The organism is Citrobacter sp. FDAARGOS_156, from assembly GCF_001559235.2.
GTDB lineage: Bacteria > Pseudomonadota > Gammaproteobacteria > Enterobacterales > Enterobacteriaceae > Citrobacter > Citrobacter youngae.
Window position 1 is genome coordinate 4,043,935 of record NZ_CP014030.2, and the last position, 16,979, is coordinate 4,060,913.

Sequence of the window (16,979 nt, forward strand, 5' to 3'; positions counted from 1 at the left end):
AAACGCGCCGTCGGCGGTTAGCGCCAGTACGCATCGCCGTGATGGCGTAGCGATAATGGCGCTCCTCTGTCAGGCTCCGGCGGCAATCAGCAGCTCGGCAATTTCGTGGTACCCTTTCTCTCGCGCCAGTTCCAGCGGGGTTTTACCGTATTTATCCGTCATGTGCGGATTTGCGCCATGGTCGAGCAGCAGCTTAACGATCTCCTGCTGCTTCGCGCCACCGTCATTAAGTACGATGGCTTCCAGCAGCGGCGTCCAGCCAACGAAATTGGTGTGGTTGACGTTAATATCGGTATGCAGCAGCAGCTCGCGCACGATCTCAACATGACCTTTCTCACTGGCAGGCGTAATGCCGACGCCGCCAAAACGGCTCAGACGCTCAAGATCCGGGTTAGCCGGTAATACCAAACGCAGTAGCGTTAAGTCATTTGTCAGGCAGCTAATCAGGAATGGATTAAAGCAGGTTTGATCTTGCTTATTAATATCAGCACCGGCGGCAATCAATAAAGAAACACAATCGTAATGCTTATTCAGGCTGGCAATAATTATGGCAGTACGGCCCTGACGGTTGGTGGCATTAATATCCACATTTTTTTCCAGACAGGATTTTAATCCTTCGACGTTACCCTGTTCTGCCGCCAGCAGAAATTCAGTAATAAGTTCTTTCTCTGACATAATCACTCTCCTGCAGTTTTTTAGACTCTTCATATTTCCGATAACCTGAGAATAGCAACAGAGTTTAGAGAATAACATCCGCTTAAATTTCATTCATCGTAAGCGTGTCGATTGTTGAATCAAATTTAATAATGAGAGTAAAACGTGCTGTAGTGCAATCTTTCCCTTATGACGGAAGCCGTTTTAGCGATGAATCAGAGCCTGGGGAAATCAGGCGGTATGCAGCACGGATAGCGGGTCGCAACTAAAATACAGAAGTGTGATTGCCTTCAAATCAAATGTAACCCTAGTGTTAAATTCTGTTCAAAACTGATTGCTCTCGATAAGGATTACAAATACATTCAACAATCATCGTATCGTGGACATCGCAGCATGGTCTGAGGGGAGAACGGATGAATTCAATTTTTACCGAGGAAAACCTGCTGGCCTTTACGATGGCAGCACGCTACAGCAGTTTCAGCAAGGCCGCTGAGGAGCTTGGCTTAACAACGTCGGCCATCAGCTACACCATCAAACGTATGGAGATGGGGCTCGATGTGGTGCTGTTTACTCGTAGTACCCGCAGCATTGAGCTCACCGAGTCCGGTCGCTACTTCTTTCGCAAAGCAACCGACCTGCTGAATGACTTCCACGCCATCAAGCGCAGCATCGATACTATCGCCCAGGGAATTGAAGCGAGGGTACGCATTTGCATTAACCAGCTGTTGTATACCCCACAGCATACTGCACGGCTGTTACAGGTACTCAAAAAGCAGTTTCCGACCTGCCAGATAACCGTCACCACCGAGGTGTATAACGGCGTCTGGGATTCGATCATCAACAACCTCGCCAACATCGCTATCGGCGCGCCCGATACGTTACTGGACGGCGGCGGCATTGATTACACTGAGATTGGCGCGATCCGTTGGTCGTTTGCGATTGCCCCGGATCATCCCCTCGCCTTTATGCCGGAACCCATTTCTGAGAGCCAGTTACGCCTGTACCCGAACATCATGGTGGAAGACACCGCTCACACCATTAACAAGAAGGTCGGCTGGCTGTTACACGGACAGGAGTCGATTCTGGTTCCCGATTTTAATACCAAGTGTCAGTGCCAGATCCTGGGTGAAGGCATTGGTTTTCTGCCGGACTATATGGTACGCGAAGCGATGGAAAAGTCGCTGCTGGTCACGCGGCAGATCCACAACCCGCGTCAGGATTCACGCATGCTGTTGGCAACCCAGCATTCGGCAACCGGTCGTGTAACTCAGTGGATTAAAAAAGAGTTTGGGCCACAAGGGATACTGACGGGGATTTATCAGGATCTGCTGCATCGGGAGTGATGAACCGGATGGCTGTTATACCTTCCGGTTCATATAAGATGATCAGGCGCGGATATCGTCGTACTCGCGGGTTTTATCAAATTCATGTTTGGCAAACGGGCACAGCGGAATAACTTTGCGGTTTTCAGCGCGCATTTTCTCCACCACCTTCGCTACCAGCAGCTTACCCACGCCCTGACCTTTCAGGCTGGGGTCGACATCGGTATGTTCAATGATGCTCAGATGCTCGCCCGTCGGCACAAATACTATCTCAGCAACCTGGTTGCCCTCGGCATCATTGACATAAAACTTGTTGTGGCCTGCAAGAATTTCCATAGTCCCCTCACTCATTTCTGGCGATATTTCAGCGCACCGCTCGGACAGGTATCGATGACCCTGATAACCGTCTCGACATCCACTTCATCCGGAATGATCCACGGTTTACGTTTCAGGTTAAACAGTTTCGCGCTTCCCCGCACGCAATTGCCCGAATGCTGACATATCGCCGTGTTGAAATAGACGTCAATCTTCTCGCCGGTATAGGCCCGGTAACCTGCATCCAGTAGTTCCTTATCCACGACATTGCCTCACATTTTTTTATTGTCTGGGTCTAATCATAGACCGATGCGAGGCTGAAGGAAGCCGCTGAAAGCAGAAATATCACTCAGACCGTCTCTGCCACGACGGCTGCTGCTCTGGTGGCAAATACTCCAGCATCGCAGGCGTCGGTGGCGGCAGACGGTTATCGGCGATATCCCTGTCCACATCGATATGACTGATCTCACCGCTTTCATGATGGTGAACCGTCAGCACCCTCGCCTTGTTCAGCTCTGTCACCAGCTCGCGGGTAATGCGTAAACTTTCCGCCAGCTCATGCTCTTCCAGACCCGGTCTGCGACTGCGGCGTTCCACCCGGAAACGAAACTGGTTGTACTTAGCCCAACCAATCAGCACCAGACCATTGACCAGGGCAATAAGAATGTAAAACGTCACCGTATCCAGGGTCGTGAAAAAGGGGCGAACCCCTATATGCGGTGAATGCGCCAGTGCGACGATCAACCCTTTATAAATCAGGTATAAGAACCCAATCCAGGCAATAAGCGTCAACACGACGTCGATCACCCGCGGCAGCAGACGCCGTTCGGTAAAAATCAACGGTTGGTTCATGATTCAATCCTCCCGATACCGCGATCAGGACTGACCCAGCGTGCCCTGCCGCGTTTGCGTTTGAGCATCACTTTGGGGAACGCCACCAGCGTGGTGAACAGACTCAGCATCCAGTACACCACCGGGAACCAGATGATCCAGAACAATGAGGCCCCAATCCCTTTTTCATAGCGCCGTTCAATCATCAGGCTCACCGCGAACTGCAACAGGCAGACCACGCCGAGGATAAGTCCAGTGAAGGCTGGCGGGAACAGATGCTGAACATACAGCGTGTCTGGCATCGGGAATAGCAGCCCTAACAGGAACAGCACGATACTAACCGCATACGCAAATGCCCAAGCGGTAGAGAAACAGAACTCAAGGAACAGCGGCCACATACGGCGGAATTCCCACGACCACAGGCGGCGCATGTTAACGATAAACACCTCCGCACCACCTTGTGCCCAGCGCAGGCGCTGTTTCCACAGTCCTTTCAATGTTTCAGGCATCAGGATCCAGCACAGCGCGCGCGGCTCAAAGAATACCGACCAGTGGCGTAATTGCAGCTTCCAACTGATGTCGATATCTTCGGTGATCATGTCCGGGCTCCAGTAGCCAACTTCAGCCAACGCCCGGCGACGAAACGCGGCAACGACACCTGAAACGGTAAATATCTGCCCGTAGACTCGCTGGGTACGCTTGATTAAGCCGATAATCGACGAGAACTCACCAACCTGTACGCGGCCAATTAACGTCGAGCGGGTACGAATACGCGGGTTACCGGTCACCGCACCAACGCGCGGGAACTGGATAAGCGGAGCCACGATATAGGCGACGGCATCACGATCCAGTAACGCATCCCCATCGATGCACACCAGGTAATCACTGCGCGCTGCAGCTGCGCCGGTCTTAAGAGCCAGGGCTTTCCCCTGGTTTTCCGCTAAGTGAATCACTCGCAGGCTTGGGTACTCTGTTGCCAGCTGTTCCAGAACATCGTGCGTGTCATCCGTCGAACCATCATTGATGGCAATAACTTCAATATTCTTATATCGCTGGGCCAGTGCGGCCTCGATCGTTTCGCGCGCGTTGATCCCTTCGTTAAAACACGGGATCAAAATCGAGACCAGCGGATTCCCTTCCAGAGTAGGCGGCGGCGTTTCATCTCCCCATTTCCAGTGACGCTCACGGTAAAACCAGAAATAGACCCCGCCGCTTATCCACAATGCAGACATGAACAAGGGCCAGAAGAAGACAAAGTTCAACATCACTTCACCCGTGAAGACGACAGCCACGCCAAACGGCAGGCTGAACATCAGGCAAAGTATCAGGAAAGCAATTATGCGATCGGTCATTTTTGCGGGTACCAGTATGAGGAGAACGTCGAACGAATCTCTGACATCTCAGGTTTATCGCTGATGAAATCATCCGGGTAATAGCCGTAGTTGCCTGCGCCGCTTAACTTAAGCTGACGCATCCATTCGGCGAGCTGTTTACCGCTGATTTCGGCCTGTTCCCCGGATTTACGCCAGTCGCGTGCCTGCAGTTCAAACACGGTTTTATCCAGCGCGCCGGGCGTCTGTGCGACAGCATTCACCAGTCGATCAAGCCAGGCGTTAGCATCATTGGCCGGGATCTGCTCCATAAATGGCATCGCCATGGGTGCCGTCCAGTCATAGGTATTCAGGAAATCATTCAGGTTTTGCGCAAACCAGGCTTCACTTTCAGGCTCCAGTACCGGCATGGCGTAAATATTGCGCGCAGTTTGCACCTGTGGACCGCGAATATTACGCACAGACTGAGTCAGCTGTTTGGTGAAGTCGATCAGCATCTTACTTTTCAGGCGAGTCCAGCGCTCAAACGCCTGAGGGTTATTACGGATTTGCTCGATGCTTCCCGGAAGTCCTGCGGCACGGTAGGCGGCTAACGCCTCCGGCGATGCATCTTCAAAATCCGTCAGGAAGGCATCGTCATGGAACAAGATGCCTTTGAAGCTGGCGTGCTTCGCCAGGTCTTCGTAGATCTCGGTAATGCGCTGACGCGCTTCACTGCTCCAGGGTGAAAGACGGACATAGTTCTCGCGGTTGATCGCAGTACGTCCGGTTTTCGGATCCCATGCCGTTACACGCGGAATTGAGGCATCCAGATCGAAAGCCAGCACCGGCATCCAGGCGTACACGGTAACCCCTGCACGGGTTTGTAACTGCCAGGAGATATAGTTAAACAGATCGGCGCGCATCGGCAGCCAGCGGTTAGGGAAATAGACCTCGCGAATGTTCCCGTCGCCTTTAGGGTCGGCATACGCCTGCAGGAAGACATGAGAGATACGCATGTCGTAGACACGCTGGATCAGCTTATCGATGTTGCGCTTCTGCTGGGCGGGGTCTTTGTCATAGACGTAATCCAGATCGACATGCATCACGCGCATCGTCTGCGGTTCACGCACCTGAGCAACCTGACTGGCAAAACGCTTGAGCGATGGGTTATCAGAAATCAGTACACGCGGGATATCATCAAGGAATGCCGCATTCGCCAGCCCTTCATTAAGCGTAAACGCCATCTTATAACCTTGCTCTTTGGCCAGGTTTAAGGTCGTACCGCTGGCGGCACCGTAAGGCCATACCCACGCACGTGGCGATTTCCCCGTTACCGCTTTAATTTTATTGGTGATCAAAGAGATATCGGTATTAATACGGCGATAGTATTGCTCGTCCGTTTCGTAAGTGCCGGTTTTCTTATCGTAGAGACGGTTTGCCACTGCAGGTTCTTTACTTCCCTGCGGGTTCGCCTCAGCACCGAAATGCGAGTTCCAGGTATGCGCGCCGATTTCCACCAACGGCGATTTGCCCATTTCCTCGACCATCTTCCAGGTGGCGAATTTGTCGCGCGCCGTCATCAGGCCACCAAAATCGACTTTTTTGTCCGCAGGGGCATCCACCCAGCTTCCAACCGGTGCCCAAAGGGCTGGCCAGTTGTAAGCTTTCAGCAGCGGCCAGACGCGGGTATAGAAACTGCTATACCCGTCATCAAAGGTGAGCAGAACCGCTTTTTCCGGCAGCACGATTTTACCGTCATGAGCATCCAGAATTTGCTGAACGCTGATCGGGTTATAGCCATTATCACGGAGCCAGGCTATTTGATCGCTCAGCGCGCTGGTACGCACAGAGAGGTAGCGCTGATCGGCTGCATCATCCTCTACATCGTGATAACCCAGAACCAAAAAACTATTTTTCGGCCACGGGTGATCGGCCGTCAGCGGCGTTCTCTCATCAGGAGGAACGTAGCGAGGCGTCGTATTGTGCGCACTGCTGCACGCGGTAATCATCAACCAGCCAGCGATGAGTGCGCTAAGCCATAGGCATCTTTTCAGCATGAACAATCCTTAAAACCTGACATTCAAATCGAAAGCGAGGGAGATATTCCGCTCACGTTTACCGTCGTAGGGGCGTTTATCCCACACCAGCATCACCCCGCCATCTACGACGTTGTTCCATTTAAGCCGTTGACCGTAACCCAACTGGACGATAGCCCCTGCGTCTTCACCTTGTTGCCAGTAGCCGCCCACACCAGCCACTCCCTGCTGTGTCCACACGGTGTCATAGTGTCGGTAAAGCACCTGCTCCGCGGTCAAGCCGGGAACTACGGAGAAATCACTTTTGGGGTTGTAATACGGCACATTCTCTTTGGTATTGGTGCTACCGCCGATACCCGGGGTAAAGTCCAGCGTGAAGCGCGGTGTCGTCCACATACGCTCTTTTCCGCTAAGCCCGTATTCGAGACGATCGTTACCATCCGAGAAATGTGAGGCCGCAAACGACAATTGATACTCTCGCCGTTCGTTTTGGTACCAGCGGACATACATGTCGCCGCCGTTTGCATATACGCCGCTACGCAGCGCACGCAGTGGCGTATTGCGGGAAAGACGCTCTGCTGACCCACCCACACGCCAGTTATCATTGAAGTCATGCCAGGCTGAAAGACGGCCCCCCATTTTCTGCCCGTCGCCATAATTACGGCCAGACAGTTCCATTTCGGCCCAGTAATCACGTGAAGTCCATTCAGCACCAGCCGCCAGATCGCGGCTGATGCCCTTTCCTTCTTCAAACTCGCCGGTGGCAAAGTTGAAACCGGTAAACAGTCGCCAGTTGTCATTAATCGGCGGGCTGTAAATCGCTGTATTGATGTTGAAGTCATTCTTACCGCTGACCGGACTATCGGAGGAGATCCCCTGCGTACCGCTGATACGTACTTCCGACATTTTGTGCACATCACGGATCCGTGCCAGGCGCAGCGTCGCTTCGTCATCCGGGCTACGGGCGATGACATCATCGGTCAGCTCATCGGCCTGTTTCCACTCCTGAAGATCCAGCGCCACATAGGCCTGCTGACGCTCCAGCTCCAGGTTGCTGGGCTCGATCACTTCCGCAAGCTTTAACTCTTTTTCCGCCGCATGTGGCAATCCACGGGCTTCCAAAACGGAAGCATAGGTTATGCGCAACCCCTGGTTACCGGACCCCGTTCGTGCCAGATGTTCTGAGAGTTTTTCTGCCTCAGGCAGTTCATTGGCAGCAAGATGATATTGCGTCAGCAGCGTCTGCCCGAGCAGCCAGTTATCGTTAGGCTGTGGCGTTGGCGAGCCGTAGATACGACGCAGATACGGGCTCTCTTTGATCAAGTCATCAACTTGTTTTTTAGCGGCATCAAAGTTTTCATTATCAATATGCGCATAGAACAGATCCTGTTGATCTTCAGGACTGAGCGGCGTCACAGGGATAGGTCCGTTCGGATAATAGATGCTCGCCAGCATTGCTTCGGTCTTTTCCGGCTGACGTTCGCTGAGCCACGCTGAAGCCACCCAACGTTTGGCATAGTTGGGCACTTCACCGTCCGCGGAAAGGGATTCGTACTCCTGAATCACGTCGGCAGTGCGCTTACGCACCAGCAGGGCCCCCATGCGGTCAATCCTCGCCCGACGCACATCCCCCTGAGCTGCGGGTTCATCTTTCCAGGCTGCCAGCAACTGGTCATAGCGGGCAAGCGCTTTATCCGCCACGATAAAACGCTCATCTTCATTTCGTGCAGAGGTATAAGAAGCGCGCACCTTTTCGGCTGCAGCATCAAGCGCCAGACGCCGCTTAACGGGGTCAGATGTCGGAACCACTTCCGTCAGTCCCAACGCCGGTTCAGCAACACGGTTGGCTGACAGCGCTGACAACAGCGTGGATTTCGCATTTTTGTTACCCGGATCAACTTCATCCGCCTGGCTGGCGACTAACAGCGCATCCCAGTTTTTACCCTGTGAATGATACACATAGGCAAGCAGTGCATCAGAGTCAGCCCCCGGATGCGCACGTGCCCATTTATTCGCTTCAGTCAGGGCCTGCTGATTGTAACGTGCATCCGCCAGCGTCATGATCCAGCCAGTACGCACATCGGCGTTCTCAGGCTCTTCCTGTACAACGCTCTCCCAGAGCGCTAATGATTCATTCCAGCTCTTCTGATTGCGATACGCACGTGCAGCCGCCACTTTGCCGCGTGCGGGCACTTCCATCTGTCCACGATACCTTTGCCAGATATCAATGGTTGCTTTATCGTTGTTATCAACCCAACTGGATACTTGCAGCCAGTCAGCCACCTGATTTGGCGTTAACGCACTTTTCTTTCCCTGCTCCTCAAGGTAGCGCAATAACGGTGTGCTATTACCACCTCGCGCTTCAATAATCAACGCATCGTAATCTGATACTGCTGCAGAGGCTTGCATTGGGAAAAGAACGCTTGCCGTAAATAAACAGGTTACTGACTTGAAGCGTTTAATAAAGTTGGCATGTCGACGCATACTGAACATATCTGCCCTTATATCTTACATCATAGTAAAAATAAGCGTTTTCAATAAGTTATAGTCATTCCATGACGGTTGCCGACCATGTAAAGTGCACTGCCGCTTATTTCGTAATATGGCTAAAAATCATTTAATTCTTTCGTCTTATTGACTCCCTATGACTCGTCCACTCGTCGTTGAGAGGCTGGCGAAAGCTCAGGAATTTTATCACTCAGTGTGGGGTCTTGCTATGTTATAAGAAAACTCTTAGGCAAAAAAAGTATTTTAAACCAAATTATCCTAATACTCTTGGGATCGAATACTGGATTTAGATTAAGTTTCCGTGACGAAACCACGTAACGATGATAACTATTATCAGCAAATATAGAAACACCAGGTAACTGTTTGCCTGATAAGCATTTTGAAAATTGACAGGAAAAACCTGATAATTAACAGTAACTGATAACACTATAAATAACATCAGTTAATTTTAAACGGCTAAGTTTCAGGGTTAAATCGGCAACATAACACCAGGCAAAAAGAATTAGGTAAAGATATAACAAAATGAAATTAAAGGGCTTTATGAGCAGTATGTTTATCACCTACCAAAAATGGCATTGTGGAATACCTCAATGAACTACCACAGGCAATTGTTAATTCCACTACGCCCAAGTGTATTTATCATTCCGTAAAACTGTACTTATCTATTTGTTAAATTATTGGCGATATCAACGACAATCAATTTTACCCTTACAAAATACAAGCCTAATACTATTGAATGATGTCCATTGAGCCATAAGCTTTTACGCTTACCCTTTCCGCATTCTTTCAGGTAATCTGGCAAAAGATGCCAACGGGAACTGGTCAATGAAAATCGTTAACGCAGAAGAAAAGCACATCCCCGCTATCCATACTATCTACGCACATCATGTTCTTCACCGGACGGCCAGCTTTGAGACTAACCCGCCAGATTCTCGCGAAATGCTTGTTCGCCTGACTAAGATCCGCGAGCTGGGGTTACCGTGGGTTGTGGCCCTGCAGGACGAAAAAGTCATCGGCTACTGTTATCTCACTCGCTACCGTGAACGCTATGCCTACCGTTATACGCTCGAAGACTCGATTTATATTGATCCGACAGCACAACGTCAGGGCGCGGGCAAAGCGCTACTACACCATGTCATTACATGGGCAGAAACACACGGCTACCGACAGATGATTGCCATCGTCGGCGACAGCAATAATCAGGGATCGCTGAAAGTCCACCAGCAGGTCGGATTTATGGAGGTCGGCACGCTAAAGAATATTGGCTTCAAGCATGGTCGCTGGCTCGATACCGTATTGCTACAACGTAATCTGGGTGAAGGTAACAGCACACTGCCGCCCGACGCTGGCATGATGCTCTGAGGGAAAACGGAGGGGCCCCCCTTAATACTTATTTCAGTCGTTTGCCTGCTTTATCTACCTGCTACTCGCCATCTTCCTTTACGAAAATGCCTTTTTGCGCACAACAACACGATACCCAGAGGGGTTTCATCAGATAGATTTCTGTGGTGCAGGACTGGCAAGATGGAATGATAAGGTAGATGATTGTTACGCTTGAAAATGTCAGTATAAACGATTAGAAAATAAAGCTAACCGACTAATTTTATTAGCTAAGCCACATTAAGGAATATGGGATGTTAAATGCCATTCTGGAAGGTAAAGCGGGAAGAATAACGCTAAATGAAGGGATGCGACAAAGCTGGCGAACTGTTTTTCAGTCCTATGAAGATCTACTCACAGCTGCAATCTGGAGCCGGGTTAACTATTTATCACCTGCTGCAATGAGTCATTTCTTTTCTGCATTGACAGGGAAATCCAGGGATGATTGGGGAGCTTATGAAGCTATCGCTTTCTGGCCAAAATTCGCTTTTCCTGATTCCATTGATGAAAAAATGCAGCCATACACATCTGGTCTGGAACAATTTTCTGAACCGGATGTGGTCATCACTTTCGAACATGCGGCACTGATTGTCGAGGTAAAACCACCTGCTGGAGGGATGCAATATCAACAGCAATGGCGAAAAGAACTTTATACTTATTTACACGATGATGACGCTAAACCTGTTGTCCATTTTTTAGCTCTGGGCAACTTGCCCGCCGCCGCAAAAACCTGGTTTCACGAATTAGCGACAGAGTTTCCCCAGGTTGAATTTCATGGACTGGAATGGCGTAGACTCAGAGAAATTTTCCAGCATTCAGAATGGAATGCCCCTCAGGATAAGCGCATCGTTGCTGATTGCCTGAAAGCCCTTGCTCTGTACGGCATCCGCGAACCACTACTTCCATGGCACAGATTTAGTCAATTTCTGACAGAGAATCCCCTCTCCGGCGATTTATCACTTATTAAGGAACAATAATGACACATGATCCCTTTGCTCAGGTTCGTCAGGCTCACCGCATCTGCGGGGCGTATTACCAGCAAATTCTGCCAATGATCAATGAGGTTGCGCAGAAAATAGAAACCTCTTTTCTCCTCTGGGATACATGGAGTTTCAATAAACCTCCTCGTCGCGGCGTGAATCCACTGGAGAGTTGGAAATGGGACTACCTGCCAATGATGGATGTATCATTCGTCTTTGGCAAACAAAAGCAGCCTTCTTTACCGATGTTGATGACCGACTATGTAATTGATTTTAAATTGGTTACTGACAGCGAATTAGAATATCACCAGCGCACATCACAGTACCCAAAAGATGAAGAACCACTGGCAACCCAACTGAAAACACCCGCCGACAAATCCCAAAGTTATCTGAATATTTATCTCTTCTCAGCAGCAAACAATGACACACCGTATTCCTCTCCAGAAGAGATGTGGGACAGCTATGAGGGCTATCCTGATACCCATTCCAAAGTACAATTTTCTGACAATAACCAAATTCGCGGTATCGGATTTTCAGTGCCGCTGATAGATATCGCGAACGACAATGGAGTGAATCTACTGGTGGAAAAAATTTTGGAACATAGAGAATATCTCATGCAAGGATAACCTGTTATCGCAGGATAACTTAATTTTTATAAGTGTTATCAGAGATTGAGCGGGTAATATTAAATCCAATATATCCTTATAATTCCAAAGTGATGCAGGGGGATTATTCAATAGAGAATAGTCCCCCTGCATCTCCCTATCGTTCTATAAATGGGACACTGCTTCCCACTTTTCAATCTGGACGGGTTATAACACATGAATTATAAATGCATCTGTTTTTTATCTCTGAGGTTACACCATGAACAAGAACATATTGATCGCAATATGCGCATTAGGTTTTGTGAATATTGCACATGCCGAAGTATATAAATTGGATAGTACGCATACGAATGCGACATTTAATATCGACCATTTTCAGACATCAACCAACCATGGTGGCTTTTACTCCATCAGCGGAGAAGTGAAATATCTTCCAGAGAAACAGCAAGGTGAAATGCAGGTAACCATTCCTGTTAAGTCTCTAAATACCGGTCTGGAAGCATTTGATAAACATATCCGTAGCAGCGATATACTCGATGCAGAAAAACATCCGAATATTGTATTCAAATCAACAAAATGGAACTTCTCTGAGGGCAAACCCGCCTCTATTGAAGGGATGTTGACGATGAAGGGTGTTACTAAACCTGTCACGTTAACGACGACCAAATTCGGCTGCTATATGAGTCCGGTTTTCAATGCTCAGGTCTGCGGTGGCGATTTCTCTGCAAAAATTGATCGTACCCTATGGGGTGTTGATTATCTCGTCAACATAGGAATGAGCAAAACAGTTGATATTAGTATTCAGGCTGAAGCAATACGCCAATAACAAGGAAGTAAGAGTGAAAGTGAATAAAACAGTTCTGGCCATAGCCTCTATGGCTATGATGATTTCATCGGGTATGGCGCAAGCCGAAGCATATAAAGCCAGCACCGAAGAGCACCCCATTAAAATGGTCAACATTGACGCTCTTGAAGATCAAGTAAAAGCCAGAATGGAAAAGGGAGCATTTGGTTATATTCGTGGAGGCGCGGAAGATGAAAATAATCTGCGCAGCAATACCGAGAGCTTTGATAAGAAATTTATCGTTCCTCGAGTATTGCAAGGTATTGAATTAAAAAATATCAATCTTTCAACCAGCTTGCTGGGCATTCCGCTAAAAACCCCCATAATCCAGGCGCCAATGGCAGCCCAGGGTCTGGCGCACGAAGCCGGTGAACTTGCCACAGCCCGAGGAATGGCCCAGGTAGGTTCAATTTTCTCTTTAAGCACCTACGGAAATAAAACCATTGAAGACGTTTCCAGGGCATCAGAGGGAAATCCGTTTTTCTTCCAGCTCTATATGAGTAAAAACAATAAGTTTAACGAATTTATACTGAGTGAAGCAGTTAAGCATGGTGCAAAAGCGATCATTCTGACAGTCGATTCACCTGTTGGTGGATATCGTGAAGACGATATAAAAAATAATTTCCAGTTCCCTCTCGGCTTTGCAAATCTTGAGATGTTTGCGAAGCAGAGTGATGACGGTTCAAAAACAGGCAAAGGTTCTGGTATCAGCGAAATTTACGCACAAGCCAAACAAGCCTTCACACCGGAAGATATTAAATACGTTCACCAAATCTCCGGTTTGCCGGTCATTGTGAAAGGAATTCAATCGCCGGAAGATGCAGAAATTGCTATTAAGGCCGGAGCTGCAGCTATCTGGGTTTCTAACCACGGGGGAAGGCAACTCGATAGTGGGCCATCCTCATTTGATGTATTGCCCTCTATCGCAAAAGTGGTAAATAAACGCGTACCCATCATTTTTGATAGTGGTGTACGTCGTGGCTCGCATGTATTTAAAGCTATCGCTAGTGGCGCTGATATCGTGGCTATTGGGCGTCCTGTCCTGTACGGTCTAAACCTTGGCGGGGCTCAGGGTGTTGCTTCTGTTGTCGAGCAACTCAACAAAGAATTAGTCATCAATATGATGCTCGGTGGAACCAAAGATATCGAGCAGGTGAAAAAAACCAAATTGTTGACCTTACGTGATCTGGAAGAATAAGAGCATACTTTGGGTTAACGGTGTGGAATATTAACCCCTCTACTCCACTCACCAGAGACATTATTAAAGAATAGATAATAATGCTGAATACCGGCCACTATGGCCGGTATTTTATTTATTCACCATGGAGGAAAAATACCTTAATAGCCAAAATAAAATTCTGGTCTGTTCCTGAACATTAAATTGTGATATCACGCACATGGCATGCATATTTTCGATAGGGCAGGATCGTCTACCGGGGCGGGGTCAGTCCATTACTGCCCAACCTAAAAACTATAATATTGGTAGGGAAACAGGCTCAAAAAGCGAGAAGAGAACTTGAATATCGTGGTTTTGATGTTGCACAATCAGAGCATCCCTCTCCACTTTTCAAAGCTCGGTATCGTCAGCGATGGGAGCAAATCCCGGCTGCGCGGAAAAATGAGATTTCAGCCAACAAGAGATAATGATGAAGAGAATCTTACTTTGTGTGCTGGCACTGCTGCCGCTACTCGCCCATACTGGCGGTAAAATCACTATGTCCGATCCTGACGAACAGAAGTTACAGGGCGGGAAGCGGCTTTGTACCTATGAAAACAGCATTTACCTGTTTACGCTGGTGACGCGCTCTCAGTCCTGCCCGTACTCTCGCACGTTCTCCACCTCGGACAACGAAAAGTAAATGGCAAAATGCCGACTTAGTCAGGCAGTATTACAAGGAAATCCATACCACCTTCAGAATTTTTGTTCACTTTATCTACAGAAAGTCCTTTTTCATCGATAAACTTCAATAAACCTTCATCAGTATAAAACCCCTGAATCCGTTCTTTGGTCTCAGCACTGACTAAAAAGAATTTCTTGGCTATGTTTTGAGTCTCGTTCTCCGCAATTTTTTTAGGTTGAGTATTTGATGAGAGGGACCAAACCAAACAGACTAACCAACCAAGAAAGGTCCAGCCAAGGAAGATATTTAAAGCCAAAATAGGCTTAAAGTTTCTGTGCCATCTTCTGTAAGCAATAACAGAAGGGATGAGATAAAGAACCAGCAGTACAGCAAGAAACACAAATCCATTAAGCGAAGAATAATCGTTCATCCAAAAAATCTCGTCAAATTATGCGATCAAGTATTAGCTTACTTAATTTCTCTTAGTTGCAACAGCATCATTTGCTGATGATGTGGCTACAGGCTTTGAGAGGATAGCCGTGAACACTTCAAGAGACGCAATCCCCACTTTTTGTTGGCTTAGCGAACTAAGCCAACAATGCCTAAAGACTAAATTCAGTCGTCCATCTCCAATGGTTCATTGTCCGACTATGAATAATCACGCGCTGTAGAGCACTCGGTATACATCTTCTTCGAGGATTTCACAAATATGGTCATCATAAGAATCCTCCACTGATTCGGATACCTTCACAGACAAGCCAGAATTTTGGGTACTGCTACTTTTTTAAACTGTCCAAAACTTAGGCGGGAGCCTAAGTTCACTAATAAAATGCAATAGAAGCCATAAAGCCCCGTTAGTGGTAAGGAGAATAGCGGAGCGTAGCTACTTCATCAGATTGTCAAAGGGATCACACCTTATCAGGGTGCTCGTGTACCGTTAGGAGCGTGAGCGAAGTGCTGGCAGAGCCTGCATGCCGTGTGCAGGTACATTGACCACTATTTACCTGTTTACGCAGCCACAAGATCGCACATCGGGCTTAAATGCGTGTGATCAATCTGTTTAGGAGTTGTGCCACGTATGAGGATTTTTGTTCGTTGTTGTACTGTCGCGGTAAGAACGTGGAACCACCGCCAGCGTGATGATATGCTCCCTTGTACCACACCGCAGACCAATCACGCGACAGGTGCAGGCGTAGAACAATGAGTAGTTTAAGTTGTACCTGTTTTTGCGGGGCAACGTAACTAACGGATAAAACATAACCAGTTGATTTATCAGGAGACTGGAGCGGGCGAAGGGAATCGAACCCTCGTATAGAGCTTGGGAAGCTCTCGTTCTACCATTGAACTACGCCCGCGAAGAGGTGCGTGGGCCATTATAGACCTTACGCACCCTCTGACAAGCCCAAACTATGCTAACTGCTGATAAAATAGCCTGTTAGCACTTAGGTTTACTCCCCTGCGGCGGTAAATAACGCAGCGGATCAATCGCCGTTGCGCGATAGCGAATCTGGAAGTGCAGGCGTACAGATGCCGCATCAGTGCTACCCATGGTGGCAATTTTCTGCCCGGCCTTCACGCTCTGCCCGTTGTTCACCAGTAGCGTATCATTATGCGCATAAGCGGTAATGTAATCCTCACTGTGCTTAATCATGATGAGGTTGCCATAGCCCCGCAGCTGGTTGCCGACATAAACTACCTTCCCTGCTCCCGCCGCATAAACCGGTGTGCCGCGCGCAGCTGAGATATCAATACCCTTGTTGCCGCCATCCGCCGTTGAATAAGGCAGGATCACTTTACCGCTGGCAGGCCACAACCAGCAGCGTTGCCCCACCGGCGGCCAGGATGACTGCGGCACGGATGAAGATGGTCTGACAGTTGCCGTTTTAGTCGAGGATTTCTTGGTTGTTTTGCCAGAGCTTGAACTGGTTTTCGCGCCGCCGCTGACCTTCAGCCTTTGCCCTACTTCGATGGTATAGGGTGGTGAAATGTTATTCAGACGGGCAATCTCTTTCACGCTGGTGCCGGTGGCGCGCGAAATACGGTATAGCGTATCTCCCCGCTTCACGGTATACACGGAGCCGGAATAACTTCCTGTATCAGACGACTTACTCCCGGAACAGCCCGCTAACAGCAGACCGGCACACAGCAGCATCACGATACCCAAGCCATTTTTCTTCAGGCGTCCTGCACTCAAAACAATACCTCGCAACATTTTCAGACGCTTTATCATAGCAGCCAGAAACCGGATGCCAAATCATATCGCGTAACGAAGCGTCGGCTCTGGCATTTCACACCCTCTGTTAATCAATATGACTTAATTAAGCATATAATGTAGGCGCTTAAGATTGAG

Annotated in this window: 16 protein-coding genes and 1 tRNA gene; 7 read left to right on the forward strand and 10 right to left on the reverse strand. The window is 48.8% G+C overall.

The genetic code is table 11. From position 1 onward, the window contains the following. Positions 1-69 precede the first annotated feature (69 nt). Entirely contained in the window at positions 70-675 is a 606-nt protein-coding gene (locus AL515_RS19855; RefSeq protein ID WP_048213131.1) for an ankyrin repeat domain-containing protein, read from the reverse strand. 392 nt (positions 676-1,067) lie between these two features. On the opposite strand from AL515_RS19855, the gene AL515_RS19860 reads away from it, so the two are divergent. Continuing rightward, a complete protein-coding gene (locus AL515_RS19860; protein WP_061068513.1) occupies positions 1,068-1,997 on the forward strand; it encodes a LysR substrate-binding domain-containing protein in 930 nt (309 codons plus the stop codon). A gap of 42 nt (positions 1,998-2,039) precedes the next feature. On the opposite strand, the gene AL515_RS19865 is transcribed toward AL515_RS19860, so the two are convergent. The 6 genes from AL515_RS19865 to pgaA form a co-directional block, all read right to left on the reverse strand. Next, positions 2,040-2,312 carry a GNAT family N-acetyltransferase gene (locus AL515_RS19865; protein ID WP_016157396.1) on the reverse strand — a complete coding sequence of 91 codons (273 nt, stop codon included), beginning with the start codon at positions 2,310-2,312 and terminating at the stop codon, positions 2,040-2,042. A gap of 11 nt (positions 2,313-2,323) precedes the next feature. Continuing rightward, positions 2,324-2,554, reverse strand: coding sequence for a 4Fe-4S mono-cluster protein YjdI (yjdI, locus tag AL515_RS19870; RefSeq protein WP_061068514.1), 231 nt, complete (start codon positions 2,552-2,554; stop codon positions 2,324-2,326). An 82-nt stretch (positions 2,555-2,636) separates the two neighbouring features. Next, complete coding sequence (gene pgaD, locus AL515_RS19875; protein WP_048213134.1) at positions 2,637-3,143, reverse strand: poly-beta-1,6-N-acetyl-D-glucosamine biosynthesis protein PgaD; 507 nt, start codon at positions 3,141-3,143, stop codon at positions 2,637-2,639. Continuing rightward, positions 3,140-4,474, reverse strand: a complete 1,335-nt coding sequence (pgaC, locus tag AL515_RS19880) for a poly-beta-1,6-N-acetyl-D-glucosamine synthase (protein WP_040232145.1) — start codon at positions 4,472-4,474, stop codon at positions 3,140-3,142. The genes pgaD and pgaC overlap by 4 nt, the downstream gene beginning before the upstream one ends. After that, positions 4,471-6,492, reverse strand: a complete 2,022-nt coding sequence (gene pgaB, locus AL515_RS19885; protein WP_048213135.1) for a poly-beta-1,6-N-acetyl-D-glucosamine N-deacetylase PgaB — start codon at positions 6,490-6,492, stop codon at positions 4,471-4,473. Before pgaB ends, pgaC begins: the two co-directional genes overlap by 4 nt. A 9-nt stretch (positions 6,493-6,501) precedes the next feature. Next, complete coding sequence (gene pgaA / locus AL515_RS19890) at positions 6,502-8,964, reverse strand: poly-beta-1,6 N-acetyl-D-glucosamine export porin PgaA (protein WP_048213136.1); 2,463 nt, start codon at positions 8,962-8,964, stop codon at positions 6,502-6,504. 840 nt (positions 8,965-9,804) lie between these two features. On the opposite strand from pgaA, the gene AL515_RS19895 reads away from it, so the two are divergent. From AL515_RS19895 to AL515_RS19920, 6 genes are all read left to right on the forward strand, one after another. Then, positions 9,805-10,341, forward strand: coding sequence for a GNAT family N-acetyltransferase (locus AL515_RS19895; RefSeq protein WP_061068515.1), 537 nt, complete (start codon positions 9,805-9,807; stop codon positions 10,339-10,341). Between the two features lie 272 nt (positions 10,342-10,613). After that, entirely contained in the window at positions 10,614-11,336 is a 723-nt protein-coding gene (locus tag AL515_RS19900) for a hypothetical protein (RefSeq protein ID WP_048213138.1), read from the forward strand. Further along, positions 11,336-11,965, forward strand: a complete 630-nt coding sequence (locus AL515_RS19905) for a hypothetical protein (RefSeq protein ID WP_048213139.1) — start codon at positions 11,336-11,338, stop codon at positions 11,963-11,965. Before AL515_RS19900 ends, AL515_RS19905 begins: the two co-directional genes overlap by 1 nt. 238 nt (positions 11,966-12,203) lie before the next feature. After that, entirely contained in the window at positions 12,204-12,770 is a 567-nt protein-coding gene (locus tag AL515_RS19910; protein WP_061068516.1) for a YceI family protein, read from the forward strand. Between the two features lie 49 nt (positions 12,771-12,819). Next, entirely contained in the window at positions 12,820-13,986 is a 1,167-nt protein-coding gene (locus AL515_RS19915; protein WP_086523811.1) for a lactate oxidase, read from the forward strand. A gap of 448 nt (positions 13,987-14,434) precedes the next feature. After that, positions 14,435-14,647 (forward strand): hypothetical protein, encoded by a 213-nt coding sequence (locus AL515_RS19920; RefSeq protein WP_061068517.1) that lies wholly within the window; start codon positions 14,435-14,437, stop codon positions 14,645-14,647. A gap of 16 nt (positions 14,648-14,663) precedes the next feature. On the opposite strand, the gene AL515_RS19925 is transcribed toward AL515_RS19920, so the two are convergent. The 3 genes from AL515_RS19925 to actS form a co-directional block, all read right to left on the reverse strand. Further along, positions 14,664-15,059, reverse strand: a complete 396-nt coding sequence (locus tag AL515_RS19925; protein WP_071887381.1) for a superinfection immunity protein — start codon at positions 15,057-15,059, stop codon at positions 14,664-14,666. Between the two features lie 851 nt (positions 15,060-15,910). Continuing rightward, a tRNA-Gly gene (locus AL515_RS19930) sits at positions 15,911-15,984 on the reverse strand. Between the two features lie 80 nt (positions 15,985-16,064). Next, a complete protein-coding gene (gene actS / locus AL515_RS19935; protein WP_048213497.1) occupies positions 16,065-16,823 on the reverse strand; it encodes an amidase activator ActS in 759 nt (252 codons plus the stop codon). Between the last annotated feature and the right edge of the window lie 156 nt (positions 16,824-16,979).